The organism is Olsenella sp. SW781 (assembly GCF_012027725.1).
Taxonomy (GTDB): Bacteria; Actinomycetota; Coriobacteriia; order Coriobacteriales; family Atopobiaceae; genus Thermophilibacter.
Map to the genome: position 1 here is coordinate 67,143 of NZ_SJOU01000010.1, position 24,769 is coordinate 91,911.

18 protein-coding genes are annotated in these 24,769 nt (G+C 63.5%); 8 read left to right on the top strand and 10 right to left on the bottom strand.

Going from position 1 to position 24,769, the window contains the following annotated elements:
• Positions 1-160: 160 nt before the first annotated feature.
• The gene (locus E0L17_RS07190) at positions 161-976 is read left to right on the top strand and encodes a LicD family protein (RefSeq protein WP_167930577.1); all 816 of its coding nucleotides are present in this window, start codon (positions 161-163) and stop codon (positions 974-976) included.
• 22 nt (positions 977-998) lie between these two features.
• Here the strand turns inward: E0L17_RS07190 and E0L17_RS07195 are convergent, their stop codons facing one another.
• The 3 genes from E0L17_RS07195 to E0L17_RS07205 form a co-directional block, all read right to left on the bottom strand.
• On the bottom strand, positions 999-1,790 hold the full coding sequence (locus E0L17_RS07195) for a LicD family protein (RefSeq protein ID WP_167930578.1): 792 nt from the start codon (positions 1,788-1,790) through the stop codon (positions 999-1,001).
• Positions 1,791-1,881: 91 nt separating this feature from the next.
• The gene (locus E0L17_RS07200) at positions 1,882-4,968 is read right to left on the bottom strand and encodes a DUF4422 domain-containing protein (protein WP_167930579.1); all 3,087 of its coding nucleotides are present in this window, start codon (positions 4,966-4,968) and stop codon (positions 1,882-1,884) included.
• A 51-nt stretch (positions 4,969-5,019) separates the two neighbouring features.
• Positions 5,020-6,243, bottom strand: coding sequence for a glycosyltransferase family 2 protein (locus E0L17_RS07205; protein WP_167930580.1), 1,224 nt, complete (start codon positions 6,241-6,243; stop codon positions 5,020-5,022).
• Between the two features lie 153 nt (positions 6,244-6,396).
• Here E0L17_RS07205 and E0L17_RS07210 point away from each other — a divergent pair, with 153 nt between their 5' ends.
• On the top strand, positions 6,397-8,832 hold the full coding sequence (locus E0L17_RS07210) for a glycosyltransferase family 2 protein (protein ID WP_167930581.1): 2,436 nt from the start codon (positions 6,397-6,399) through the stop codon (positions 8,830-8,832).
• An 87-nt stretch (positions 8,833-8,919) separates the two neighbouring features.
• Here the strand turns inward: E0L17_RS07210 and E0L17_RS07215 are convergent, their stop codons facing one another.
• Positions 8,920-11,772 carry an N-acetylmuramoyl-L-alanine amidase gene (locus tag E0L17_RS07215; protein WP_167930582.1) on the bottom strand — a complete coding sequence of 951 codons (2,853 nt, stop codon included), beginning with the start codon at positions 11,770-11,772 and terminating at the stop codon, positions 8,920-8,922.
• 208 nt (positions 11,773-11,980) lie between these two features.
• On the opposite strand from E0L17_RS07215, the gene E0L17_RS07220 reads away from it, so the two are divergent.
• The 4 genes from E0L17_RS07220 to E0L17_RS07235 all read left to right on the top strand — a co-directional run bounded on the left by E0L17_RS07220 (position 11,981) and on the right by E0L17_RS07235 (position 16,806).
• Complete coding sequence (locus tag E0L17_RS07220) at positions 11,981-14,440, top strand: glycosyltransferase family 2 protein (RefSeq protein ID WP_167930583.1); 2,460 nt, start codon at positions 11,981-11,983, stop codon at positions 14,438-14,440.
• 69 nt (positions 14,441-14,509) lie between these two features.
• Positions 14,510-15,193 carry a glycosyltransferase family 2 protein gene (locus tag E0L17_RS07225; protein ID WP_167930584.1) on the top strand — a complete coding sequence of 228 codons (684 nt, stop codon included), beginning with the start codon at positions 14,510-14,512 and terminating at the stop codon, positions 15,191-15,193.
• Positions 15,194-15,200: 7 nt separating this feature from the next.
• Positions 15,201-15,560 (top strand): DUF2304 domain-containing protein, encoded by a 360-nt coding sequence (locus tag E0L17_RS07230; RefSeq protein ID WP_167930585.1) that lies wholly within the window; start codon positions 15,201-15,203, stop codon positions 15,558-15,560.
• On the top strand, positions 15,550-16,806 hold the full coding sequence (locus E0L17_RS07235; RefSeq protein WP_167930586.1) for an ATP-grasp domain-containing protein: 1,257 nt from the start codon (positions 15,550-15,552) through the stop codon (positions 16,804-16,806). Before E0L17_RS07230 ends, E0L17_RS07235 begins: the two co-directional genes overlap by 11 nt.
• A 3-nt stretch (positions 16,807-16,809) precedes the next feature.
• On the opposite strand, the gene E0L17_RS07240 is transcribed toward E0L17_RS07235, so the two are convergent.
• A complete protein-coding gene (locus E0L17_RS07240; RefSeq protein ID WP_167930587.1) occupies positions 16,810-17,724 on the bottom strand; it encodes a glycosyltransferase in 915 nt (304 codons plus the stop codon).
• Between the two features lie 18 nt (positions 17,725-17,742).
• Positions 17,743-18,672: a glycosyltransferase gene (locus E0L17_RS07245; protein ID WP_353652962.1), complete on the bottom strand. Its 930-nt coding sequence runs from the start codon at positions 18,670-18,672 to the stop codon at positions 17,743-17,745.
• 96 nt (positions 18,673-18,768) lie between these two features.
• Between E0L17_RS07245 and E0L17_RS07250 the strand changes: the two genes are divergently transcribed.
• A complete protein-coding gene (locus E0L17_RS07250; RefSeq protein ID WP_167930589.1) occupies positions 18,769-19,416 on the top strand; it encodes a hypothetical protein in 648 nt (215 codons plus the stop codon).
• Positions 19,417-19,431: 15 nt separating this feature from the next.
• Here E0L17_RS07250 and E0L17_RS07255 read toward each other — a convergent pair whose 3' ends face one another.
• Positions 19,432-19,968, bottom strand: a complete 537-nt coding sequence (locus E0L17_RS07255; protein WP_167930590.1) for a GNAT family N-acetyltransferase — start codon at positions 19,966-19,968, stop codon at positions 19,432-19,434.
• A 124-nt stretch (positions 19,969-20,092) separates the two neighbouring features.
• Between E0L17_RS07255 and E0L17_RS07260 the strand changes: the two genes are divergently transcribed.
• Entirely contained in the window at positions 20,093-21,055 is a 963-nt protein-coding gene (locus tag E0L17_RS07260; RefSeq protein WP_206109057.1) for an aspartate aminotransferase family protein, read from the top strand.
• 13 nt (positions 21,056-21,068) lie between these two features.
• Here E0L17_RS07260 and E0L17_RS07265 read toward each other — a convergent pair whose 3' ends face one another.
• From E0L17_RS07265 to rffA, 3 genes are read right to left on the bottom strand one after another with little or no spacing between them, the layout of a single operon-like run.
• Positions 21,069-22,298, bottom strand: coding sequence for an ATP-grasp domain-containing protein (locus E0L17_RS07265; protein ID WP_167930591.1), 1,230 nt, complete (start codon positions 22,296-22,298; stop codon positions 21,069-21,071).
• A 16-nt stretch (positions 22,299-22,314) separates the two neighbouring features.
• Entirely contained in the window at positions 22,315-23,523 is a 1,209-nt protein-coding gene (locus tag E0L17_RS07270; protein WP_167930592.1) for a sugar-transfer associated ATP-grasp domain-containing protein, read from the bottom strand.
• Positions 23,524-23,559: 36 nt separating this feature from the next.
• Positions 23,560-24,690 (bottom strand): dTDP-4-amino-4,6-dideoxygalactose transaminase, encoded by a 1,131-nt coding sequence (rffA, locus tag E0L17_RS07275; RefSeq protein WP_167930593.1) that lies wholly within the window; start codon positions 24,688-24,690, stop codon positions 23,560-23,562.
• Positions 24,691-24,769: the final 79 nt, after the last annotated feature.

Here is a 24,769-nt window from a genome sequence, read left to right on the forward strand (position 1 = left end):
GCCTCCGCGATCCATAGCGCCGATCACGTGCAGGACACGCATCGGGGCGCCTTCGCCCGCAGCCATGAGTGACCCCCGTTTCCCTCTTCCAAACTATTTCGGACGAATGTCAGGGTATCATCATCTCGACGTTTGTAACATCCGGCCACGGAGGTCACCATTGGAGAGGCTCTCGTTCGACGAGGTCAAGCGCATCGAGTTTGACATGCTGGTCGAGCTCGACCGAATCTGCAAGAAATACGACCTCGCCTATCTGCTTGCGTTTGGCACCTGCTTGGGAGCCGTGCGGCACGGGGGCTTCATTCCCTGGGACGACGACATAGACGTCTACATGCCCCGTGATGATTACGAGCGTCTCGCTGAGCTCATCCCTGAGGAAGACACCCCCTATGTTCTGTCGTCGTATCGCGACGGCAAGAGCCAAAACGTATTCTTCAAGCTCTGTGACCCCTCCACCGTCATGTACGAGCGCTTCCTTGGCAAGCGCTTCCCGGAGGGCGTCTGGATCGACATCTTCCCCCTTGACCGGATCAACCCCGAGAGCCCCGCGGTTCGACGCACCCTGCGCAGGAGAAAGCGTCTCAACCTTCTTAGGGGCTTCATCGTCACCGACCCCACGACGGGAGCTACGGCCGCCGCGCGCCTGGCCAAGAAAATCGTCTGCCCTATAGCGCAACATCTGGACTACGTAAAAGTCTGCCGCATGATGGACGAACGGGCGATGGCGACCACCGACGCCTCCGGTGCGGACCGCTCGCTCCCCCGCGGCGAGGGCTACTATGGCGAGCTGGTCGCCGGCGGGCGCATAACCGAGGCCGCGCTGCTCTTCCCCACCAAGCCGCTCACATTTGAGTCTGTAACGTTCGAGGGGCCGGCTGAGCCCGAGAAGTACCTCGAACAGATTTACGGGGACTGGCGCAAGCTGCCGCCCGAGGAGGAGCGCATCCCCCACCACGTCGAAGCCTATCGACTCTAGGCTCCTGCCGCCAAACGCCCCCCTACGACTCCCACGCGGAGCCGTCCGAGAATACTATCTCGAGCGGCAGATGCGTCTTTCGCTCCTCAGGGGCCGGGAGTCGCTCCCACGCTCCATAGAGCCTCTCGAGATACCCGTTGGTGTCCCGGGGAACGGGGAGCTGGTGGCCGGCAAAGGGCACGAGTCTTGTTGGGAACAGGTCGTCATACGAGAAGACTCGCACCCTCTGACCCATCAGCAGTGCCCACTCCGATGCGCGCGGATTCCCTGACCCGTTGTTGATCGAGCGCTCCCATCGCCTCGCGATGTCGTCCCTTCGGAACAATGCGCGCACGAGCCTGTGCGCCACGCGACACGCCAGCCTCTCCACCGCACCCTTGAGGCCCCTATCCGGGACCGTGATGCTCGGCGCGTGATAAAGGAAGGAGACCGCCTTCCAGAGCTGAGCATTGCGGCACTGGCGATTGCGTGCGTCTCCCGCGGGCAACAAGGCGTCGTAGGGGAAAATGTCGATGAAGATCCCCTGGGCGCATCCCGCCTCCGTGGTCTCGCGCGTTCTGAACACGGTTCCGTCTCGGTAGATCTTTGCGAACATCGCCGCATAGCCATCCGTGTTCCGATAGACATGAAGGGAGTAGCCCTCGGGCAGCCCGTCTTCCGCCAGCTCGAGAAAGCGCTCGTAGTCCGGACGCAGCATGCCGACGTCTACATCGTCGTCCCAGGGAATGAAGCCCTGATGTCGAATAGCCCCCAGACAGGACCCTGACTCAAGAAACCAGCCGAGCCCGCGCTCTGCGCAGAAGTCCCTGAACATGAGAAGGATGTCGAGCTCCTCATCCTGGAGCCGACTAAGCGCTTCTCGCCTGTCCATGCACGCCCCCGTCACCTGCGATGCCGCCATGCGGCTATCGCCTGCCCCTGAGATGTCTCACGGCACTCTTGAGTACCTCGCGTCGACGGGAACCCATAGGAAGCACCACGTCGGCGACGCCGCGGATGGGGTTGTCCTCACCGAGCGCCCGCTCATGGGTCGTCAGGGCCTCGATGACCTCCTGTCGGGCGCGCTCGATCTTCTCGGTCGTCTCACGAGAGTCGGCGTAGGCCATGAGCAGGAGTCGCTCGTAATACGGCGTCTGACGCGCGTAGTGCCAGAACCTCTCGGCCAGGTCGCACGAACCCGGCTTCCACGGCTTCTCGTAACCCGCGTAGTGAATGATCCGGGGGTTGCGATAGGCGTCCATGAAGTCGTCGTACATGCGCGCAGGGGCGAACGAGAACACCTTCTTGAAGCGGTTGTCGCAGTTGATCATCACGTTCCACGCGTTGTCGAGGAACGTCACCCTCCCCTGGCACTCGGCGTTGAGGATGTCCTGGTCATCGTAGATGTACTTGGGCTCGGCAGCCATCTCGAGCCACTCCTCGACCGTATGCAGGATGCGCATCTCGGCTGTGTTCAGCACGAGAACTCCTGCCTGGAAGTAGTCGAAGGGGTCCTTGAGTCCCAGCACGTCCTCGGAATAGCGGACGCGCTCGCCGTCGTTGAGGTCAAGGTTGCCGGCATAGTCGATGTCCCGAACGGCTGCCAGGACACCGTCTTTGAGGTCGACGTTGAACAGCTCTGAGACGTCCCCCTCGATGATGAGGTCGGAGTCAAGGTAGAGCACCTTGTCGTAACAGGAGAGCACATCCTGAATGAGGAAGCGATAGTAGGTCTCCACACTGATGTGAGCGTTGCTCGTACGGAGGTTGTAGGCCCGGATGAGTGGCCAGACGTTCACAAAGCGAACGGACGCGTTCGGGAACGCCGAGAAGAACGAGCGCATCTCCCTCTTATGGGCGTCCGTGATGTCCTTCTCCAGGACCACGACGTCATAGAAGTGGTCGGTCGAGGCGTTTCTGAGCATGGAGCATATGGTTGCCGTCACCATGGGGACATAGCCGTCATCGGAGGCAAAGACGACGGGGACGACGGGAAGGCCGTGGCTCTCGACGGGCACGACCCTCTCAACGACGGTGTGCTCTGGGTTCTCGAAGTGGACGCACTGGAGCTCCTTCCACACGAGACCGGGATTCACTCTCCTCTCGTGGATGAGGTAGACGTTGAGCAGCCGCTCGGAGAGATGACCCGGGGTCCTGAGCGACTCGTGGCTCAGGTGGGAGGTGTCCCACTCGCTCACAAAGCGCTCGAGGATGGGGAAAAGCCAAGCGCAGTAGTCGAAGAACAGCTGCCTTCGCATGATGAACATGTTGCAGAAGCACGACGTGCTCGAGCTCAGGTAGGCATCGGCGTCCTCGCCGTACTCCGGATGCATCTCTCGCATGATCTCAATCACGCGCTCGAGGTCCTCCACGTGGAGGTACGGAGAGCGCCGATAGAGGTCAATGGGGTTCTCGTAGGACTCTGGGAACGCGCTGAAGTCGTTGACGCCCGTCGTGATGACGTCGCAGCCGTCCACGACGCGCGTGATTGACGCGTCATCGAGGCAATACTCGCTCTGGCTGCCCCAGTCGATCCTCGAATCCATCACCTCGCCGTAGGGATTCTCCTCGTGCTGGCCCTCGGAGAAGTCGAAGTACCTGCGGTAGTGACAGAAGCCATAGTACTCCGCGTCGACGTTCTTCCATGCCCAGTACTGCGTGGTGAGCTCGCAGTACATGGCATTGAGGGAGGAGATGTTGTCTCCCTCGTCGTCCTGGAACGCCCAGAGAAGGCGCCTTCTGGGTGACTTTGCCCCAACCTGGACGGGCTGGAGGATGTCGCTGTAGAACGTGTCCACGTCCTTGTGCGTGGTCACAAAGATGCGGATGGGCTGCGCCTCGTAGGACGAGCGCTTGACAAGTGACGGGGAGGATCCCTCCGGCGCCCATGCCGAGCGGCGCTCGAGGTCGGCGATGTGATCGCGCGCCTCGTGGCGATACTCGGTGTACTCGTCATCGGCCTCGTGGCGCTCCCCGGCGGCGAGCTCCTCGCCCAGCCGGAACCACGAGAGGTACGGCTCAGATCCCGTGAACGCTGCGCCAGAGTCCCACTGGGCAAAGGACTCGTCGCGCACGAGGCGCATGAGCTGGGTCGCAATGGGAAGCGTACCCATGACCTCGGCGGCATAGGAGGCAGCGGAGAGCTTGTCCGCGTCCGCAACGCGGAGCTCCCAGTCGTTCATGAGAAGGTCGTTGAGCTTGGAAGTTGCCCCAACCACACAGTCGGCGAGCCGAGGATCCGAAGAGGAATCCACGTAGTCCTCCATCGCGGCAACGCAACGACCGAACTGGTCGACAAAGCGGCGGAAAGTGGCCTCGTCGATAGCGCTCTCGCCGGTCACGCCCCTGCCGTAGTGGTAGCGGAGCGCCCTGATGGAGCCGTCCGTCGCCTCGCCCTCCGCAAGGTCGCAGAGAACCAGGGTCTCGTAGCAGTCCTCAGCGCGCTCAAGCCGCTGGTCCGTCATGAGGGAGAACGCCCTCTTGGCGAGCTCCGTGCGGTAGACGCGCTGCGTCGTCCGCCAGTCCTGGAGATAGCCCCCCTCCGAGGTGAAGACGGTCCGCAGGAGCTCCTCCCTAGACAGGTACGCAACGTCCTTGTTGATATAGGCGCCAAACGAGGCGGCACCCTCCTCGGACACGCCGCAGTTCACGACCTCTATACCAAAGTGGAGCATGTCGGCGGGTCGCGCCTCGAGAGAGGCGGAGAGCTCCTCGAGAGCAGTGCGGGAGAGCTCGTCATCGGCATCGAGGAAGAGGAGGTAGTCGCCCGAGCTGGCCGCGACGCCCGCCGCACGAGCGAGGTGAAGGCCCCGGTTGCTCTTGAGGTTGAGCACCTTGAAGCGATCGTCGCCAGCCGCAAACCCCTCGGCGATCTTGCGGGTGGCATCCGGGCTGGCATCGTTCACGACGACGCATTCCCAGCGAGAATGGTTCTGGCGTGCCACGCTCTCGAGGCAGGCGGGCAGGTATGCATCGTTATTGTAGGCTGTCACCACGACAGAGAAAGAAAGCATGCGGGGCACCTCCATAGTCGGCAGGAGCATTATAACCGGAGTTGGATAGCCCTATCTGCGGAGCGCGCCGCGGATCATCGCCCAAGCGCGGCGCACAATCCCGGGCCGAGGCCCAGCCTGCTCCCCGTCGCCCATGAGCCCCGTCTCCCTGAGGTGCCGGCAGGCGATCTCCCGCATCTCCCGGTACCTGGCGTTGTCCGTGTCGAACGCGGGCTCGGCCTCGACCCTCCGCGCGAGCTCGAGGTAGCGCAGTGCGTCACGCTCGAGCGCGCGGGCCCCATCCGAGGACCTGTCCCGCTCCTGGAGCAGCGCGTATGCGCGGTCGCGCACAAAGCGGTAGAGCTCCCCGCATACCGCGTCCGCCGGGAGGCTCGCGAGGGCAAGCTCGCACCCTCGCTCCCCGAACTCGGCGGGAAGGCTGTCCATCCACTCGTTCATGGCGTGGAACGCGAGCCTGTCGCGCAGGTCGTCGAGACGCTCCGCCCAGTCGGGGCGCGCCGGCGCGGAGGGGCCGAGGGCATACTCCCTCGCCAGGGCAAGCGCCCTGCCATCCGCATTCGCGAGGCGCCCGTAGGTCTCAATCGTAAGGGCCTGGCCGTACGTCTCCCCTCTGCCCAGGTGATAGAGGTACCACGGGGAGTCGGGCAGCGCCTCGTAACTGCGCGCCCGGGAGCATAGGATGAAGCTTGCGTAGATGTCGTCCGAGAGCACGAGCCGCTCATCGGTTGCCTCCGCATAGCAGCTGCGAGCAAAATCACCGCGGAACAGCTTGTGGTGTACGTGCCAGTCAAAGCCGCCCGTCTCGGCGAGCTGGGTCTTGAGAATCTCCTCTCCCACAAGGCGTCGCGGCGTCGGGGTGAGAAACGAGGTCATTCCTCCGGCGGCCTGTCGAGCGGTCTCGTTCTCGGCGACCACGCGCGCGGCAAAGTGGTAGATGTCCGCGGGATGAGCCGCGGCGTACGCGACGAGAAGCTCCACGGCCCGGGGTTCGAGCTCGTCGTCTTGATCTACGAGCATGACATAGTCGCCGGTACTTGCAAGCACGCCCGCCTTGCGGGCGCCGAGCGTACCAAGATTGCGCTCGAGCAGCAGAGGGACCACGCGACGGTCGCACTCCGCGTGGCGCAGGACCGTTTCTGCCGTCTTGTCGGGACTCGCATCGTCCACGACGATGATCTCAAGGTCGGGATGGGTCTGGCCCTCCAGGCTCTGGAGGCAGCCGTCGAGATACGAGGCGGAGCGGTATGCGGGGACGACGATGGAAACACGCGGCACGGAAGCCTCCCGAGATGGCTGGTGGGCGGAATGTCTCCCCCCATAGTACACGGACGGACCGTGCGGCACGGAATCCCCCGGTTGCTATACTGCTGTAAGGTACGGCCCGCTGTCGGGCAAACTGTTGGCCACAAGCGACGGGAGCGCATCAGTATGCACGTCAAGTCCACGTTGCTCTGCAGGGCGAGCGAGAAGGTCTACGAGCTCCTTTCCATCACCGATCTCCCCGAGGGTGCCGACGTAGCCCTCGTCTACCGCGAACGGGACGGTCACGCACCGCTCCCCTGTCGCATTGTCCCCCTGGGACGCCATGAAGCAGAGACGCGCGTCGTGGCCGTCTACCCCGACCTTCCCCTGGAAGGCGCCCACTACGTGCTTGCCGAGCGGTCGAGAGAGGGAGCCCTCTCCGACGAGCACGTCATGGAGGTCGCCTTCCCGTCTGCCAAATGGCGCTCGAGGATTAACTACCGGACCAAGCCCGAAGCCTGCGCCGAGATCCGCTGTATCGACGAACGTACGCCGGAGCTCGGAGACGCTGCCGTCAAGGTGCTCACCGTCATCTCGATGGCCGAGCACATCATGCTTCGCATCTCGCTCACCTTGCCGGATGACGGGAGTGCCGAGGACGTGCGCTTTGCCTGCGTGAACTCAAGGCTCGAGGAGGTCTCCTCCGGCTTTGTCTTTCTCGGGGAATCCACGCTCCCCTCCCCGGTGGAGGGTGGGCCGTCAATGCGGCGGATCACCTTCTCGTGCAAGATTCCCTACAACCAAGGAGACCTCTGCCTCTGCGCCTATGAGGCAGGCACGCGCCGCGTGCGCCTGGCCAGGTGCTTCACGCAGGCACGCTGCGACGAACTTAGGGAGGAGATGGACCGGCTCCTGTACCGGCATGCCGCGCACGACCCCTACTATGACGAGTGGCTGTCCCTGCACCGGGCGACCGACTATGAGCTGGAGCTCCAGCGCTCTCATCAGCCCTGTGGAGGCAAGGTCAAGTTCAGCGTGATAGTCCCGCTCTACAAGACCCCTCTCGACCTCTTCCGCGACATGGCCGAGAGCATGCTGGCTCAGACTTATCGCACCTGGGAGCTGATCCTCGTGAACGCGAGTCCGGAGTGCGACGAGCTTGCGCACGAGGTCGGGCTGCTCTGCTCGTCGGACGCGCGCGTGAGGTCCGTCGAGCTCGGGGAGAACCTCGGCATCTCCGAGAACACCAACGCGGGCATCTCCGTTGCAACGGGCGACTACGTCTGCTTCTTCGACCATGACGACCTGCTCGAACCGGACGCCCTCTATGAGTACGCGCTGGCACTAGAGAAGGACCCAGAGATCGACCTCCTCTACTGCGACGAGGACAAGCTCATGCCGGACGGAACGCACTCAGAGGTGTTCTTCAAGCCGGACTTCAGCATCGACCTGTTGCGCAACAACAACTACGTCTGCCACATGCTCACCATACGAAAGTCCCTGCTCGAACAGCTCGAGCCCAACACGCGTGAGTTCGACGGCGCTCAGGACCACAACCTCACCCTCGAGGCGGCGGAGAGGACCACCCACATCCACCACGTCCCCAAGGTCCTCTACCACTGGCGCCTCACCCCGCAGTCGGCGGCATCGGGGACCGACTCCAAGCCCTATGCCGTCCAGGCTGGCATCCGAGCGGTGAGAAGTCACCTCGAGCGACTCGGCCTCAAGGCAACCGTTTCGCCAGGCGAGCAGCCGTTTACCTACACGGTGGTCTACGACGTTCCCGAGCCATCCCCCCTCGTCTCGATCGTCATACCCACCAAGGACAACCCCGATGTGCTGCGCCGCTGCGTGACCTCCGTCTTTGAGAAGTCAACCTACGAGTGTTTTGAGGTCGTCCTCGTGGACAACGGCAGCGAGCTGAAGGAGACGTGGGCGCTCTACGACGAGCTGACGCGTACCTACGGAGAGCGGGTCTCCGTCATAAGCCGTCCCGAGCAGTTCAACTTCTCCCGACTCGTCAACGCCGGGGCATTGGCGAGCAAAGGCGACTACCTCCTGCTTCTCAACAATGACACCGAGGTCATCACCACAAACTGGATCGAGATCATGCTCGGGCTCTGCGCACGCTCCGACGTGGGCGCGGTTGGGGTCAAGCTGCTCTTCCCCGACGGGACCATTCAGCACGCCGGCGTCAACACGACCGGCGAGCCGGGGCACTTCTTTGCGCATCTTCCGGACGGGTCCCACAGCTACCTCGAGCTTCTCGACATGCCTCGAGACCTCTCCGCGGTGACCGGCGCCTGCATGATGACCAGTCGCGCAGCCTTTGACCTAGTGGGAGGCTTTGACGAAGGCCTCGCCGTCGCCTACAACGACATCGACTACTGCTTCAAGCTCCAGGAGAAGGGCCTGCTCGTCGTCTACACGCCGCTCGTCAGGATGTATCACTACGAGTCGCTCAGCAGGGGTTTTGACGAGGACCCCGCGAGCCGCGCGCGCTATATTCGCGAGAAGGCCACCCTCACGGCTCGCTGGGCCGAGCGGTTTGCCGTCGCAGACCCCTACTACACACCAAACCTGAGACCGGGCCTGCCCTACAGCAGCTACTACGTATTCTGATTGGCCCGCGCCCAGAGTTGCCGAGCTGACACAAAGGCGCCCCGGTGACCGCTCGTCACCGGGGCTCCGTCGTCTTCGTGCGCAAGCCTAAGCGCGGCCGAGCTCTTGTATAAGGGAGTAGATCTTGCTCCCGTATCCATTGCCGGTAGCCCACCTGCCGTCAAGGTCATCGAGCGTGGGGGCGATTCCACGCGTCACGTAGTGAAAGCGCGGGTCAACACAGGGGTTATTGAGGGGCTCAGTGCTCGCATAAGCCTTGAGATGCTGCACCTGTGCCCGGATGCCCGTGCGAACGTCGCCGAAGGTGGCACCGGCCGCCCCGCCGCCCGTCGCCCCGATACCAGCGAAGTTGCACTGCCCCACGCTGACGTCTCCGCCAAACCGCAGCCAGCCCGTCTCGTGCATCGCCTGACAGAAGACGACCTCAGCTCGCACGCCCTCGGCGGTCGCCTCCTCGTAGACGATGCGAGCAAAGTCCTCGATGGTGGGAGCGCCCTTGCTCGCGTAGACGCTCGCAGGATAGGCAGACTCGCCGGCGACCGACCGGTAATACCTCGCCATCTGTGCCGCGCTCGTCGTTGACGTGCCCATGATGCTCTTGGACGAGACGCTCATCGACCAGTTGGGCGGGACCGTGCCGTCAGTCTGGCGTCCCTCGTGGCAGCCGCTGGTGACGTAGTGGAGGTAGTAGGACTTGAGGTCCGTGCCAAAGGCGGCCTGGAGGTCAGTGTAACGGTACTGGTAGTACGTGACGTTGAAGCTCGCATTGGCGCGACGACCCTCCGCCATGCCATTGTTGACAAAGTGCCTGAGAAGGGCAACGTCATCAATCAGCTGAACCTGACCGGGTTTGACGGTGAAGGCCTTCTGCAGGTCAACGTAGTGGTCGTAGTAGTACGCACCGTCATAGACGGCGGAATAGTCCGTGCCACCGAGCGAGGTCGTCCAACCCTGGAACGCGCAGCTTGTAGCACTACGGCTCTCAAGGCGTCCGTTGTTCACGTAATGCAGATAGTAGCTCTTGAGATTGGTCCCAAGCGCCTGTCGAAGGTCCGGATAGCGGTTGTAGTAGCCCAGGACGTTAAACGCCTCGTTACCGGACCTGCCCTCCGCCATGCCATAGGAGACGAAGTGGGACAGAAGGGCAGCGTCGTCCACCAAGGTCACGGTCCCAAGCTTCTCGCTGAACGCCGCGCTGAGATCGGCATAGTGATTGAGATAGTACGAAGGGTCGTAGACCGACGAGTAGTCGATCCCGTCCATCGAGGTCGCCCATCCCGTCATGGCGGAGCAGCCGGTAGCCACGCGGTTCTCGGCCTTTCCGCTCGACACATAGTGTTCGTAGTAGCTCGGGAGGTCAGACCCAAAGGCACGACGAAGATCCGGGTAGCGGTTGTAGTAGCTCAGCACGTCAAAGCTGGCACAGCCCTGGCGAGCCTCCTTCATGCCGTTGGAGAGGAAATGATTGAAGGTCGCCTGCCTGTCACCACCAAACGCATCCGCCACATCGGGATACTTGGTCACATAGAAATCGTAGTCATATACCGCCGCATAGCGCTCCTCGAGGTTCTTTGAGAGCCCAAACTGCTGAGCGATTCCCGTGGCGTCCGCCACACCGAGCGCCTTGAGCTTGGCATCGGAGCTGAGATAGTTGTTGTAGTCGCTGACGTTGTCAATGAAGGCATGCTCGACGATGATGCCGGGGATACCGAGGGCACGGGACTCGCGAATGATGCCGTAGTAGTCCTTCGAGGTGCTGCCGTCGGTATTGGCGTCGTAAATGTTGCCGGTCTCGTAATCGCGCGTCTTGACGCCGCGGTCGTGGAGTCCGAGCGCGGCGAGCTGGTCGATGATCTTCTCGGCGAGGTCGACGCCCACGGAGTGGGTCTCTGTGTCGTACCCGTGGTTGTTGGGGACATAGATCTCGGAGCCATACGCAGCCCCGGATCCCGTGGAGTTGAGGTGGATGCTTACGAGGACGCCGGCACCGGCATCTGCCGCGCGCTGCGCGCGCTCCTTGAGCGAGGGGTTCTCGTTCTGGCCGCGCGTAAACACGACCTTTGCTCCGTACTCGTTCACGAGCTCGTCACGGCAGTAGTTGGCGATCTTCCAAGTAAGATCGGCCTCGTGGACGCCGTTCACCCCCACGGCACCGGAGTCATATCCACCATGACCAGGGTCGAGCGCGATCACGAGACTCGAGGTGCGCGAACGGGAGCGGGAGCTCGTGACCTGCTGGGCGGAGGAGACGGCCATCGCCACGCTCTCGGCCTCCACGAGGTTGCCTTCCTCGTCAATCGTGTAGGCGGTTACAGAGTCATGGCTCTCCTCTGCCTCAAGGGAGAGCGAGGAGACGCCGTAGGAGATGGAGAAGGACCTCACCTGGGCGTCGCTGAAGTCGATGACGTACGAGCCGGTATCCGTGACGACGCTCATGCTGCCGACCTGATACGTGCCGGCGCCAAGCTCCGACGTGTCAAAGGAGAAGAGCGCCGCAAGGGCATCGGAGTTGGCGAGCTCATAGGTCGCAACGTCCTCGCCGGTCTCATTCTGGATGGTGAGAGCCGCCGACGAGATGGTCGAGCCGATCGACTCGTTGAGGGCGACGACGACGTTCTGCATCTCGCCGGGCTCGATCTCTGCGACGTCAATATAGAGGAACGAGAGGACCTCGGAGGACGGAAGCGTGGAGCCTGACGGCTCGGCCTCACTGTCCTGTGGGGCGAGAGCCCCCTCGTCCTCGTCCGCGTCCTCGGCCGAAGAGCCCTCCTGCTCGATGGCCTCGGGCGAGACGGGTTCCTGACCCGCCGCAGCGGCGCTCTCGGCTGAGACTGTCTGCTCGGCAAACGCAACGCCCAGCGGCTGCATCACCGGCGAGAGCGCAACGGTCACACCGAGCAGGACGGCAAGGACCGTCGAGAGAATCTTATTCTTGTGCATGGGGTGCTTCCCTCTCATCTTGCTCGAATCTTGGTATCCAGAGCGACGGCTTGGGGTAGTTGAAGCCAATCTCCCCTATCGACATGCAGGGGAGCTGCCCAACTGTGCCGGGAGGATTCTAGCATTTGAGTTCGAGCGGGGGACCGAGAAGCCCACCGGCTATTATGGTTTACATACGGACGATACAGGCGGCCTGGGAAGGACCGACATGCGCATACGCACAGACCTCATCTGCCATGCCAAGGACAGCGTCTACGAGAGACTCGTCATCGAGGGGCTCGACGCTCACGAGCATCTCACCACCCTGATCGACCGATCGCTCGTCCCCAACCCGCTCCCCTGCCGCCTCTACCCGCTGGGGTCAACCGAGCGGGGCAAGACAACCTATGTGGCGGTGACGCCGAGACTGTCCGCTAAAACAGGCGCCTACTGCATTGGAAAGCTCGACGAGGAGGGTAGGATTCTTGAAACGCAGGCTCGAAGCGTCAACCTCGGCGACGAGGGGCTCGCTGGACGCCTCGGTAACCGCCTCCGTCGGGAAGCATGCGAGGAGCTGCTCCGTGTCGACGAGCGGCGAGATGCCGAGACCGAGGATGCGGATCGCTTTGCTGCCGAGCTCGGATCCGTTATTGCCTACGGCGACGGCACCTTTCTGGTAAGGGTCAGCTTCTGCCTACGAGAGGACCAGGTGGACAAGACGCCGACGTTCATCTGCCTGGATGACTGCCTAGACCTTCTCGCAGACGACATGGTGCTGATGGGGCGTGCTAACGTTGCCGCCGAGGCCCCCGGAGAGCCGGGAAGAGTGAGGGTGACCTATTCCCTCCGTGTGCCCGAAAAGGTCCAGACGATGCACGTCTACCTCGTTCCCGACGAGAAGCACCCCGAGGACTATCAGCTGCTCGACATCCCCGAGGGGGCTGTCGTGGGCAAGCTCGCCGCCTCGAACGAGCTGCTCTACAAGAGCGCCGCATCAGACCCCTACCACGAGGAGTGGCTCAGCCTCCATCGCGCCAGCGAACGCGAGCTGCGGCGTCAAAGGGCCACTGTGCTCGACGAGCAGCCCACATTCAGCATCGTGGTTCCCCTCTTCATGACCCCCGCGCCCCTCTTCACCAAGATGCTCGACTCCGTGCTCGCGCAGACCTACCAGCATTGGGAGCTCATCCTCGTCAATGCGAGCCCAGCCGAGAGGGAGCTCGCGCGGCTTGTGGAGGCGGCATGCGCCGAGGACGAGCGCGTCAGAAGCGTGACGCTCGAGGAGAATCTGGGGATTTCGCTCAACACCAATGCCGGCGCCGCCCTCGCCACGGGTGACTTCGTCTGCTTCCTGGACCACGACGACACCATCGAGCCGGACCTTTTCTTCGAATACGCCCTCGCCGTGAACGAACATGACGACATCGACCTCATTTACTGCGACGAGGACAAGATTCTCCCCGACGGGAGCCATCTGACCCCGTTCTTCAAGCCGGACTTTAGCCTGGACTTCTTGAGGAGCAACAACTACGTCTGCCACCTCCTCGCTATCAGGAGGAGGCTGTTCGAGGAGCTACCACCCAACACTCCCGAGTTCGACGGAGCTCAGGACTTCAACCTCGTCCTCCAGTGCGCCGAACGGGGACGCACGCTCCACCACGTACCCAAGGTGCTCTATCACTGGCGTATCACCGAGTCGTCCACCAGCGGAGAAATTGGCGCCAAGGACTATGCCATCCAGGCCGGGGAGCGAGCGCTCCGTAACCACCTCGCGCGCACGGGCGTCTCCGCAACCGTCGTTGCTCGCGAGGGATCTGCGACCTACCGCATCATCTACGACGTGCCCTCGCCGAGCCCTCTCGTTTCCATCATCATCCCCAACAAAGATCAGGTCCCGCTACTCGACGCCTGCGTCCGGTCCATCTTTGAGAGGAGCACCTACGACAACTTTGAGGTAATCGTCGTCGAGAACAACAGCGTCAGACCGGAGACCTTCTCGTTCTACGAGGAGCTTAAACAGCGTTACGGAGCAAAGCTGCGCGTCGTTCGTTGGGAGCATGAGTTCAACTTCTCGAAGATCGTCAACTTTGGCGCCAGTCACGCTCGGGGAGACTACTACGTCCTCCTTAACAACGACACGGAGATCATCACAGAGAGCTGGCTTGAGCTCCTCCTGGGCAACTGCGCTCGCAGCGAGGTCGGCGCCGTCGGGGCGCGGCTCTACTACCCCGACGACACCATCCAGCACGCCGGCGTCTGCGTCACTTCCTGGTGCGTTGACCACCTCTTCCGCGATCTCCCCCGTACGAGCACTGCCGACTATTTCCAGTTTGCCCATCTCCAGCGCAACCTCAGCATCGTCACCGCTGCCTGCATGATGGTTCGGAAGCAGGTATTCGAATCGGTCGGCGGTTTTACCGAGGAGCTGGCGGTCACGTTCAACGACGTCGACTTCTGCCTCAAGCTGGGAAGCGCTGGCCTGCTCGTGGTCTACGACCCCGACGTCGAGCTCTACCACTACGAGTCCATCTCGCGTGGGGACGACAGTGATCCCGCGTCCAAGGTCAGGGAGCTCCGGGAGATCTCCCTGCTCAGATACAGATGGCCGGAGATCTTCATCTACGGGGACCCCTACTTCACGCCAAACATCACCCGCGGCGTGCCCGAGGCCCTGTACTACAAGTACTAAACTCATGGCATTGAAATAGGCAAATCGCTAGACTAGCTTTCAGTTCTCATATCGACGGAGTTACAGCGCATGAAGATACTTGCCGTAGTGCCCGCATACAACGAGGAGGAGTGCCTTGAGGGAACGGTCTCCTCGCTCCAGAATACCTGTCCGGAGGTGGACTGCCTCATCGTGAACGACGGCTCCAAGGACTCCACCTGGGACGTAGTGCGTCGTAACGGCTTCAACGGCGCCTGCCTCCCCATCAACACGGGCCTCACATCAGCCTTCAAGACGGGCATGAAGTACGCGCTCAGGCACGACTACGACGCCGTGGTGCAGTTCGACGCGGACGGCCAGCACCTCCCTGCATACATTCCCGTCATGGCGCACGAGCTTGAGGAGCAGGGTGCCGCCATGGTCATCGCCTCTCGCTACCTCGATGGCACGGTCAAGCCCTCCGGCGCCCGCGGTGCGGGCTCCCGGCTCATCACCTTCCTGATCAAGCTCACCACGGGCGCCAAGATCACGGACCCCACGAGCGGTATGCGCATGTACAACCGCGAGATGATCAGGCTCTTCTCCACCGCCTTCGACCTTGCCCCCGAGCCGGACATGGTTGCCCTGGTGGCGCGCAGGTACGGCAAGGTGGTAGAGATCCAGGCCACCATGCAGGAGCGCCAGGGCGGCGAGAGCTACCTCAAGCTCGGCAACGTGATCAAGTACATGAGCCGCACGTGCCTCTCCATCCTGATGTCCCGATTCCTCCGGTAGGTGTGACATGCTTCCCGTCTATCTCAGAGTCCTGCTCGTCCTCGGTGCCCTTTTTGCCCTTGTAGTCGTGGGCAGACAGGTCAAGAAGGAGAAGATCCTCGTCGAGGACGCCGTCTTCTGGGTCGTCCTCGCGGCCATCTTCGTCATTCTCGCCGTCTTCCCGGACCTTGCCATCGTCCTCGCGCACAACCTGGGCTTCATGTCCGCGAGCAACTTCGTCTACCTCGCGATCATCGTGCTCCTGCTCTGGAAGGTCTTCACCAACTCCGGGGAGATCTCCCGCCTCAAGACCAAGGTGAACGAGCTCGCGCAGGAGATTGCGCTCGCCCACATGGACGAGAAGGAGAAGCCGGAAGATGACCGCTAAGAGCGCGCTTGTGCTCGGTGCGGGCATCTATCAGGTGCCCCTCATACGCCACGTGCAGGACCGCGGCATGCGGGCCATCGTTCTCAGCATCCCCGGCCCCTATCCCGGCATCGCGCTTGCGGACGAGTTCGTCCCCGTGAACACGACCGACGAGCGGGGCGTGGTCCAGATCGCGCGCGACTGGGGCGTGTCCGCCGTGCTCACCACAGGAACCGACGTCGCCCTGCGCTCGCTGGGGGCGGTCGTCGACGAGCTTTGCCTGCCGGGTCCGTCCTACGAGACCGCCTTCAGGGCAACCAACAAGCTCGACATGAAGCGCGCGCTCGCGGCAGGTGACGTGAGGACCGCACGATTCGTCGAGATACGCGGCTCCTCGCAGGCGGAGGCGGCGTGGGACGAGCTGCTCCGCACCCATGACGCCGATATCCCCTGGAACGGCGTCATGGCCAAATGCCCCGACCGCTCCGGCAGCCGTGGCATTGTCCGAGCGCGTTCCCGTGGTGACGCGCACTCCGCGATTGAGCAGGCTATCGGCGCCTCCCTCTGCGGCTATGCCCTGATGGAGGAATTCGTGGAGGGCCATGAGATCGGGGTCGACGGCTACGTGGACGAGCGCGGGTCCATCGCCCTCATGGCGCTCCACGACAAGGTGGTCATGAGCAACGGGAGCACCAACGTGCCCGTGGGCCACCGCATGAGCGCCGGCTTCACCAAGGAGTGCCTCGACCAGACGGACATAGCCGAGCAGGTCGCTCGTACGGCGCGTGCCATCGGCATGAGATCCTGCTTCTACAACATGGACGTACTCGTGGACGACGCGGGAAGGGCCTGGGTCATCGAGGTGGGCGTACGCGCCGGCGCGACCTGCATACCAGAGGTCGTCGGCGGCCATCTGGGCTTTGACTACTACGATGCCATGGTCGATGCCGCCCTCGGCGAGCAGCCCGTCTTTCCGCGCAGCCCCCTCCGCGGCGCCTCCGAGGGCCGCCTGCTCCTCACGATGCGACCCGCCGTCGCCGCGCAGGTCGATATTGCGTCCGTCCTCTCCCCCATCGAGGCACGTCACAGACTGACGCTCGACGCCTCGCTCGACTACGAGCCCGGCGAGGACCTTCCCCGCTTTGAGAACGGGACGAGCCGTATCGGCCAGGTCGCGTGCGTCGGAGACGACCCCGCTGCCGTGAGTATCGCCGTGGACGAGGCATCCGTTGCCCTCGTTGAGCGCTACGCGCAGGAGCGCCGCTAGCCCCTACTGAAGGGACGCCATCAGCAGGCGGAACATCTTGTTCACGTAGGCGGGCGACGTGAGGGCGATTCTGAGGAGCAGGGCGAGAAGCCCGAACGGCCGATGGCCCTCGAGACAGCCCATCGCCTCGTTGAAGAGGCCGTTTGCCCTGAGATAGCGCGAGGAGCGGCCGGCGTCCAGGCGCTCGGCGACCCATGTCCGCGCCTCCGCCACGTCGACGGCACGGCCCCGCGCGTAGTGCTTGGTGAGATAGCGCATGTAGAGGTACTGCTCGTAGAGGCTCGAGCGAGAGATGCTCTCCTCCCCCATCCGGTAGCGCAGCACCGCCCCAGAGACGTTGGCCATACGCCCGCCCGCAAGCGCCGTACGAATGAGCAGGTCATAGTCCTCGCAGAGCGGAATCTGGCGATACCCCTGCTCAAAGACCCAGCGCCTTCCCAGCCACGAGGGATGCGGCACGCAGTTGTTCCACCGGAGCGCCCTGCGCACGGCCTCGGGGGACTGGGGCAGCCTCTGCGCATGATAGAGCAGCTCCCCCGCCCCGTCCGTGACATCGAGTCCGCCACCCACGAGGTCGTACCCACCCGCCTCGATGAAAGCGAGCTGCCGCTCGACCCTGTCCGGCAGGGCCACGTCGTCCGCGTCCATCCGGCAGACGTACTTCGAGGAGCAGCATGAGACGGCGCGGTTCAGGGATGCCGCGAGGCCGAGGTTCTTCTCGTTGACGGTGACCCGCACCCTGGAATCGCGCGCGGCGTACCCCTCCGCCTCGTGGCGGAGCTCCTCGTTGCCGGGGTCGTCAAGCGCGATGAGGAGCTCGAGGTCGGGCATGGTCTGAGCGAGGATGGAGTCCACCGCCTGGCGGAAGAGGTCCGGGTCCTCACGATATGCCGACATCACAACGGTAACGTCACTCATGGCAAGTCCCACCGCGTCCTACAGGAGACCGAGAAGGAAGAGGAGCCTCAGCGCCAGCTCGTCCGTCAGCCGCTGCCGAAGACGCATGGGCGCAAACGCCTTCCTCAACCTGCTTCCCAAGAGGAATCTGCTGAGGAGCTGACGCCTCTCGGCCGGCATCTCCTCGCCAAACGCCTCGTCGAGCCTCGCCAGCTGGTCGGTCACGTTCCTCAGCTCGCCCTTGTCGAAGAACGTCCTGATCCTATAGCGGAGTATCGCCATCCTGCCCGATCCCGTGGGACTGGCATTGGAACCGGTGCGTCGGTACTCAAGGCAGGAGAAGTCGTCGTGCACCACCTCGCCGAGCGCGGAGGCGACGAGGGCGAGCCACCAGTCGTGGCAGTAGACCCCCTGCGCGCCCGCCCTCGCAACGCGCTCCGCCAGGGCACGGTTGATGACGCAGGTGTTGCCCGACGTGGCGTTCTCGTAGAGCATCTTCGCAAGGTCGAGCGTGCCCCGCGCAAGATGGGAGCGGGACTGGGGGCGCATCTCCGCATCACAGAACATGTACTCTGCGCAGTAATAGAGGGGCTTCTCGCCGTCATGGGACGAGAGGACCTCGAGCGCTCGGCTGAGCTTGTCCGGATGCCACACGTCATCCTGGTCGCACAGGGCGATGTAGGGCACCTCGGGAGGGACAAGGGAGATCGCCTCGATGAACGAGGCGACCACGCCCACGTTCTTGCCACGCAGAAGGATGAGCTGCCCGCGCCGCTCGTACTCTTCGAGAATCTGGAGCGTTCCGTCGGTGGAGCCATCGTCGCGGACGTAGAGTGCAAGGCTCGAGACGTCCTGCGCAAGGACGCTCTCGATCTGGTCGGACACGAACTCGCATCCGTTATACGTTGACATCACAACGGCAATGTCGGGGACGCCCCTGGCGATGTCCGTTGAGTGATTGTGCATCATGCCTCCGCATCGATATCGCACTCCCCCTATAGGGTATCCTTTCTCAAGATACCGCGGGCGGGACGTGTCACAACGTTCCCGACGAAAGGAGTCGCAGTGCGCAACACCTCCCGAGCGCTCGGTCGCATGGCCGCCGCCCTCTCGCTTGCAACGATGCTCACCCTCACCGCCTGCTTTGGCCAGGGCGCTCAGACTCCCGTCGAGAGCGATCCCACGGACCAGACCATCGTCTCGGACCGCACGGAGAGCGAGGCGGAGCAGACCGACGAGGCTGCCATCGAGGAGCTCGTCAACGCCACCCAGGCTCTCTTCGCCGAGCCCACCCCCGAGAACCTGGCGCAGGCGGGAATCGCCTCCGGGGACGGCTCCGAGTCCGGCTACGGCACCTATGATGACCAGCTCACCTACTATCACAACCTCTCGCTCGAGATTGCCTCGACGAGCGTTGAGGGAGACACCGCCACCGTCGAGCTCGATGTGACCAACGCAGACTTTGAGAAGGTCAGCGAGCTCGCCCAGCAGGACAGCGCCGCCTGGCGCGAGGAGAACGGCGGTGCGGACGCCGGCTCAAAGTTCACCGAGTTCTACAACGAGCGCCTCATGGGCGGCGACGTGGAGACCAAGACCGTCAGGTGCGCGCTCACGTGCTCGAGGCAGGCGGACGGCTCATGGGCATGGGACGAGCTCCCCGGCAGCAACCAGGCCTTCGTCGCCGCCCTCTCGGGCGTCGAGCTGCCAGGCTAGGCTCCAAGACGCGCTCTAGAGCGAAGAGTCGGCGAGGCGCCCCCAGTCCTTCCGGAGCACGGCCATGGTGACCATGTCCTCGTAGCGGCCGCCCTTGAGGACGGCCTCGCGACGCACGCCCTCCTCCGTGAAGCCGGCCCTGCGATAGAGGCGGCGCGCCCGCTCGTTGCTGCTCAGGACCGAGAGCTCCACCCTCCTCAGGTTGAGGTCGAGAAACGCGTGCGAGAGGATGGCGTCCACCGCAAAGGTGCCCAGGCCCCGCCCGCGATTCTCCTCCGCACCGATCATGATGTGCATCGTGCACGAGCGATTGACCCAGTCTATCCCCGCAAGCGTGACGAGGCCGAGTATCCTCGAGGGCTCCTCGTGCTCGACGATTGCGCAGCGAACTGTGTTGGACCTGCTGCCCAGATAGCCCTCGAACCAGCGCTCGTCGATCTCCGGGCCAATGAAGCGATAGGGCGCGCCCAGGCAGGCAATGAGCTCCGGGTCCCGACGCCAACGGTTGACCTCGGGGACGTCTCCCCTCTCCAGCTCCCTCAGCTCAAGCATCCCGCATCCTCTCGCTCGTGGGTCCAGTCTTCTTGGACAACTGTAAACCAAATGCCCGTCCGAGCGCCCGGGGCGGCGCGAGATGGTACTGTTTACCCAGGACGCTCTCGGAAAGGGGACGGACATGAGGGGCGTTGCGGGAGAGATCGGCGGCTTCATTGAGTTCGAGCGTTATGGCGGCGAGGAGCTCCATCGGGACGCGCTCGCCCTCAACTGTGGGAGGAGCTGCCTGGCGTACGTCGTGGAGGCGAGGGAGATCTCGTCCATCTGGGTGCCCTCCTTCCTCTGCGACTCGGTGGTCGGCGTGCTCGCGAGGTACCCCTCCGTCACCGTGCATGAATATCCCGTAACCTGTGAGCTGCTCCCCGACTACGAACGCATAAGCCTCGGGCCAAACGACTATCTCTACCTCGTCGACTACTACGGCCAGCTCACCGAGGGGGACGTGCGGCACGCGTCCTCACTCTGCGACGGTCGCCTCGTCGTGGACGAGGCCCAGGGCTTCTTCGCCCCGCCCGTGCCGGGCTTGGACACGCTCTACACCTGCCGGAAGTTCTTCGGCGTGCCCGACGGGGCGTACCTCTATACCACCGCACGACTCAGCCGCGAGCTTCCCCCTGACGAGTCCCACGACCGCATGGGCTTTCTCCTCGGCCGCTTTGAGCGTCCCTCCTCGGAGTTCTATGCCGAGTACGCCGCCAACAACCACCTCTTTGCAGGCGAGCCGATGCGCACGATGTCCCCGCTCACACACAACCTTCTCAGGGGGATAGACTACGAGGTCGTCTCGAATCGCAGAGAGCGCAACTTTGCCACGCTTCACGGGCTTCTCGGCAACATGAACGAGCTCGAGCCCAGGACGCCCGTTGGACCGTTCATGTACCCCCTACTCGTGCGAGACGGGGCAAGAGTAAGGACGGGCCTGCAGGGGAAAAAGATCTACGTCCCCACGCTCTGGCCCTATGCCCTGCAGAAGGACCCCGTGGCGCGCGACCTCGCCGCAAACATCCTGCCCCTGCCCATAGACCAGCGCTACGACGAGGCGGACATGAAGTACGTTGCGGCAGAGGTCCTCTCGCTGCTCTGAGAGGTCAGGGCCCCTAGGCCGTCTCCACAATCGGCACGATGAGCTCGTTCGCACGGGCGAGAAGGTCGTGCATCTGCTCCTCGGTGTCAAAGCGGAGGAAGAGGATGCCGATCGCCTTGTTGGCGCCGTCGAAGCGCTCGACGCTCTGTCCGGGCTCCACGTACGTCACCTCGCGGTAGACGTGACGCTCGATCAGCGGGTCGAGCCTCGTTCCACGATAGACGCCGTCCGTACGCGCATGGAGCACGTAGGTGGCGATGACGGCATCGCTCGCATCGAACGAGACGTCGAGGGAGGCATCCCCCATCGCACAGCGAACGTTGGCCTCCACGAGGTCGATGCCCGAGATGTCGGAGAGTTGCACCGGAATCATGTTCCCACCCGCACGCGCGCCGAGCTCCAGGAAGTACGGGACGCCGTCCGGCCCCACGATGACCTCGACGTTGAACTCGCCAAAGCGGATGCCGAGACTACTCACGAGCGCCTGGACCTGCTCCCGCACGGCAGTGTCCTGCTCGCGCGAGAGACCCGAGGGGTAGATCTCCCCCACCGGGACCAGACCGCCGAGCTCCTCGTCGCGCAGGCACGACATGAGGCCCCAGAACGTCACCCTGCCATCGACGACAAAGACGTCGCCGCCCACGACGCGGGGGAACCCGTAGCTGATGTACTCCTCGAGCTCGAGAATCCCGTTGCGCGAGAAGCCGCGCGCCGCCTCGAGCGCGCCCTCAAGCGCGACAGAACCCAAGGACTCGAGCACGCTCACGCCCTTGGAGCCAGAGGAGTCCGTGGGTTTGAGCACCACAGGGAGATTCATTCCCTCGGCAGCCCTCGCAACATCCGCCGCAGAGCTCGAGGCCGGGACAGACGTCGACCGCGGGCAGGGAAAGCCCTGTTCGTGCAGATGGCGACGGAACAGGTGCTTCTCGCTCAGGACCTCCACGGCAGCAAGCGGGTTCGTGGGCAGGCCGAGCCGCTCTGCCACGTATGCGCATGTGAGAGCGGCCGGGTCCGACGCATAGGCGAGGACGCCCGAGACGCCCTCCCGCTCGGCGATCCGGAGCATGAGCTCGCGGTCGGTCGTGCTCTCCTGGTAGAAGACGTCCGCGTGATACTGACCGGGGTTGTCCGGCAGGTAGTCGCACAGCACCGTGCGATACCCCAGCCTCTTGGCGGCCTCGATGGCCACCACCTGCTGGCGGGAGCCGCCGAGCATGAGTATCGATCTGGGCTCCCGTCCCATCGTGCGCCCCACCTCGCTAGCGGACGATCGCGTTGCGGCGGAGCACCTCGTCCGCACCGAGGGCATCGATGACGGCGAGCTTGTCGCGGAAGTACGTGGAGAGATACTCGTCCTCGTAGAAGGGCTGGAAGAACTGGAGGTACTTGCAGCCGGAGTGGGAGTTGATCTCTATGACCTTGGGGCCCTTGTCCGTGAGGCAGATGTCATAGCCCAGGTACTCGAGCGGGTTCAGGCGCGCCGACATCTCCAGGGTCATGTCGACGACCTCCTGCCATCCTTCGAGCACACCCTCGGCGAGGTTGCCGGTATCGGGCGAGACGGGCGAGTCAACGTAGCGGTTGGCATAGAGGATGGTGCCTCTCCCGTACCAGCCCGTCTTCCAGTCGAACCACAGGTTGTAGTTGCCGTAGTCCGCCTTGGAGGGATAGCGGTAGTTGGTCTTGGAGTCATCCCCGTCCACGTCCATGGCGATGCGGAAGTACGAGGCGCCAATGACCGGGTCCACCCCCGTGGGGTTGAAGACCTGCAGGCGCAGGTTGTTGATCACGGGGCTGATCTTGGCCATCTGCTCGGAGGGGTGCAGGAACTCGGTGAAGACGTAGTTGGGGTTCTTGTGCAGGAACTCGAGCACGCCCTCGGCCGAGGAGGGCTTGTTGTCCACGAGGTAGTCCCCGTCGACGTAGCTCAGCTTGTGGAAGCCCACGGTGCGCGAGCCGTTGCACGGCTTGCAGGCAAACTCGCCGACGGAGCGCAGCGTGTCCAGAAACGCCGCGTCACCGGACCTCATCGAGCTCTCGAGCAAGGGCAGCGGGCCCGAGGGGGTCGAGTAGTAGTAGTACTCGGGAAGGTACTTGTCGAGCGAGGTCCCGGAGAGCATGTACTTGAGCGTGAGCTTGTCGTTGATCCAGATGCGCTGCCAGGAGTTGAGGGGCCAGACACGCTGGTAGTCATAGTCAGAGAGGTAGTCGTCGAGGTTCTTCTCGCTGAGGTCGTAGGCGTAGGCCTGCTTGGCGCAGAAGCCATAGGAGTGCGCCCACTCCAGATAGTCCATGTCAAAGAGGCCCTCGTCGTAGCCATCGACGGCGTCGTGGTTAAAGCTCAGGGCGGCCTCGCCGGTGGGGGTGTTGCGCTCCTCCTCGAGGACCCTCAGATAGTCCTGCGCCCTCACGCGAGCAAAGCCGTCCTTGAGCAGCGCCTCGAACGTGTTGTCGACCTTCCGCGCCATGGCAAACCTCCGGATTTCCGTCGCCCCGAGGGACGTCTAGTCAAAGAACGAGAGGACGGCGTCGATCACAGTCGCGCGATCCGCCTCGCTCAGCCCATAGTACAGGGGAAGACGAACGAGCCGCTCGCTCTCCCTCGTGGTGAACTCGTCCTCGCCGCTGAAGCGGCCGAACATCTCGCCCGCAGGCGAGCTGTGAAGCGGGATGTAGTGGAACACCGCCATGACGCCACGCTTCTTGAGGTGGGCGATGAGCGCCGAGCGCTCCTCGAGCGAGGCGCACTTGAGGTAGAACATGTGCGCGTTGTGCACACAGCCCTCGGGGACCACGGGAAGCTCTATGCGGCCGGCCTCCGCGAGGGGTCTCAGCGCCTCGTAGTAGGCATGCCAGGTGGCGAGGCGGTCGTCGTTGATTTTGTCCGCCTGCTCGAGCTGAGCCCAGAGGTAGGCAGCATTGAGGTCACTCTGCAGGTAGGAGCTGCCACGGTCCACCCAGGTGTACTTGTCCACCTGGCCGCGGAAGAAGCGCTGGCGGTTGGTGCCCTTCTCGCGGATGATCTCCGCACGCTCGATGAAGCGCGGGTCGTTGATGACGATGGCGCCGCCCTCCCCCATCGAGTAGTTTTTGGTCTCATGGAAGGAGTAGCAGCCGAAGGTGCCGATGGTCCCGCAGGCGCGTCCCTTGTACGTGCTCATGACGGCCTGGGCGGCGTCCTCCACCACGATCAGGTTGTGACGGCGGGCGATCTCCATGATCGTGTCCATCTCACAGGCAACGCCGGCGTAGTGCACGGGAATGATAACGCGCGTGCGCTCGGTGATGGCAGCCTCGATCTTGTTCTCGTCCAGGTTCATGGTATCCGGGCGCACGTCGACGAAGACCAGCGTGGCACCCATGGCCTGGAAGGCGGTCGCCGTGGAGGAGAAGGTGAAGCTCGGCAGGATAACCTCGTCGCCCGGCTTGAGGTCGCACAGGACCGCCGCCATCTCCAGCGCCGCCGTACCGCTCGTGGTGAGCAGCACCTTCTCCGCGTTGAAGCGCTCCTCCATCCAGGCGTGGCACTTCCGGGAGAACGGGCCGTCGCCACAAATCTTGTGGTTGACCTCCGCCGCCTCGCGGACGTAGTCCATCTCGGTGCCCACGTAGGGCGGAACGTTGAAATCAATCATGCATATCTCCAAGCACAGAGCGTGAAAAGCGCCAACAGCAACACAGTCATAGGGTAGCGCTTCGAGGCCCCCCCGGGCC

Bases quoted from the DNA above. Each gene is read 5' to 3' on its own strand.
- E0L17_RS07195 (WP_167930578.1), bottom strand. From the start codon at position 1,790: ATGTTCAGGGACTTCTGCGCAGAGCGCGGGCTCGGCTGGTTTCTTGAG.
- E0L17_RS07200 (WP_167930579.1), bottom strand. From the start codon at position 4,968: ATGCTTTCTTTCTCTGTCGTGGTGACAGCCTACAATAACGATGCATAC.
- E0L17_RS07210 (WP_167930581.1), top strand. From the start codon at position 6,397: ATGCACGTCAAGTCCACGTTGCTCTGCAGGGCGAGCGAGAAGGTCTAC.
- E0L17_RS07215 (WP_167930582.1), bottom strand. From the start codon at position 11,772: ATGCACAAGAATAAGATTCTCTCGACGGTCCTTGCCGTCCTGCTCGGT.
- E0L17_RS07220 (WP_167930583.1), top strand. From the start codon at position 11,981: ATGCGCATACGCACAGACCTCATCTGCCATGCCAAGGACAGCGTCTAC.
- E0L17_RS07225 (WP_167930584.1), top strand. From the start codon at position 14,510: ATGAAGATACTTGCCGTAGTGCCCGCATACAACGAGGAGGAGTGCCTT.
- E0L17_RS07230 (WP_167930585.1), top strand. From the start codon at position 15,201: ATGCTTCCCGTCTATCTCAGAGTCCTGCTCGTCCTCGGTGCCCTTTTT.
- E0L17_RS07235 (WP_167930586.1), top strand. From the start codon at position 15,550: ATGACCGCTAAGAGCGCGCTTGTGCTCGGTGCGGGCATCTATCAGGTG.
- E0L17_RS07240 (WP_167930587.1), bottom strand. From the start codon at position 17,724: ATGAGTGACGTTACCGTTGTGATGTCGGCATATCGTGAGGACCCGGAC.
- E0L17_RS07245 (WP_353652962.1), bottom strand. From the start codon at position 18,672: ATGATGCACAATCACTCAACGGACATCGCCAGGGGCGTCCCCGACATT.
- E0L17_RS07255 (WP_167930590.1), bottom strand. From the start codon at position 19,968: ATGCTTGAGCTGAGGGAGCTGGAGAGGGGAGACGTCCCCGAGGTCAAC.
- E0L17_RS07260 (WP_206109057.1), top strand. From the start codon at position 20,093: ATGAGGGGCGTTGCGGGAGAGATCGGCGGCTTCATTGAGTTCGAGCGT.
- E0L17_RS07265 (WP_167930591.1), bottom strand. From the start codon at position 22,298: ATGGGACGGGAGCCCAGATCGATACTCATGCTCGGCGGCTCCCGCCAG.
- E0L17_RS07270 (WP_167930592.1), bottom strand. From the start codon at position 23,523: ATGGCGCGGAAGGTCGACAACACGTTCGAGGCGCTGCTCAAGGACGGC.
- rffA (WP_167930593.1), bottom strand. From the start codon at position 24,690: ATGATTGATTTCAACGTTCCGCCCTACGTGGGCACCGAGATGGACTAC.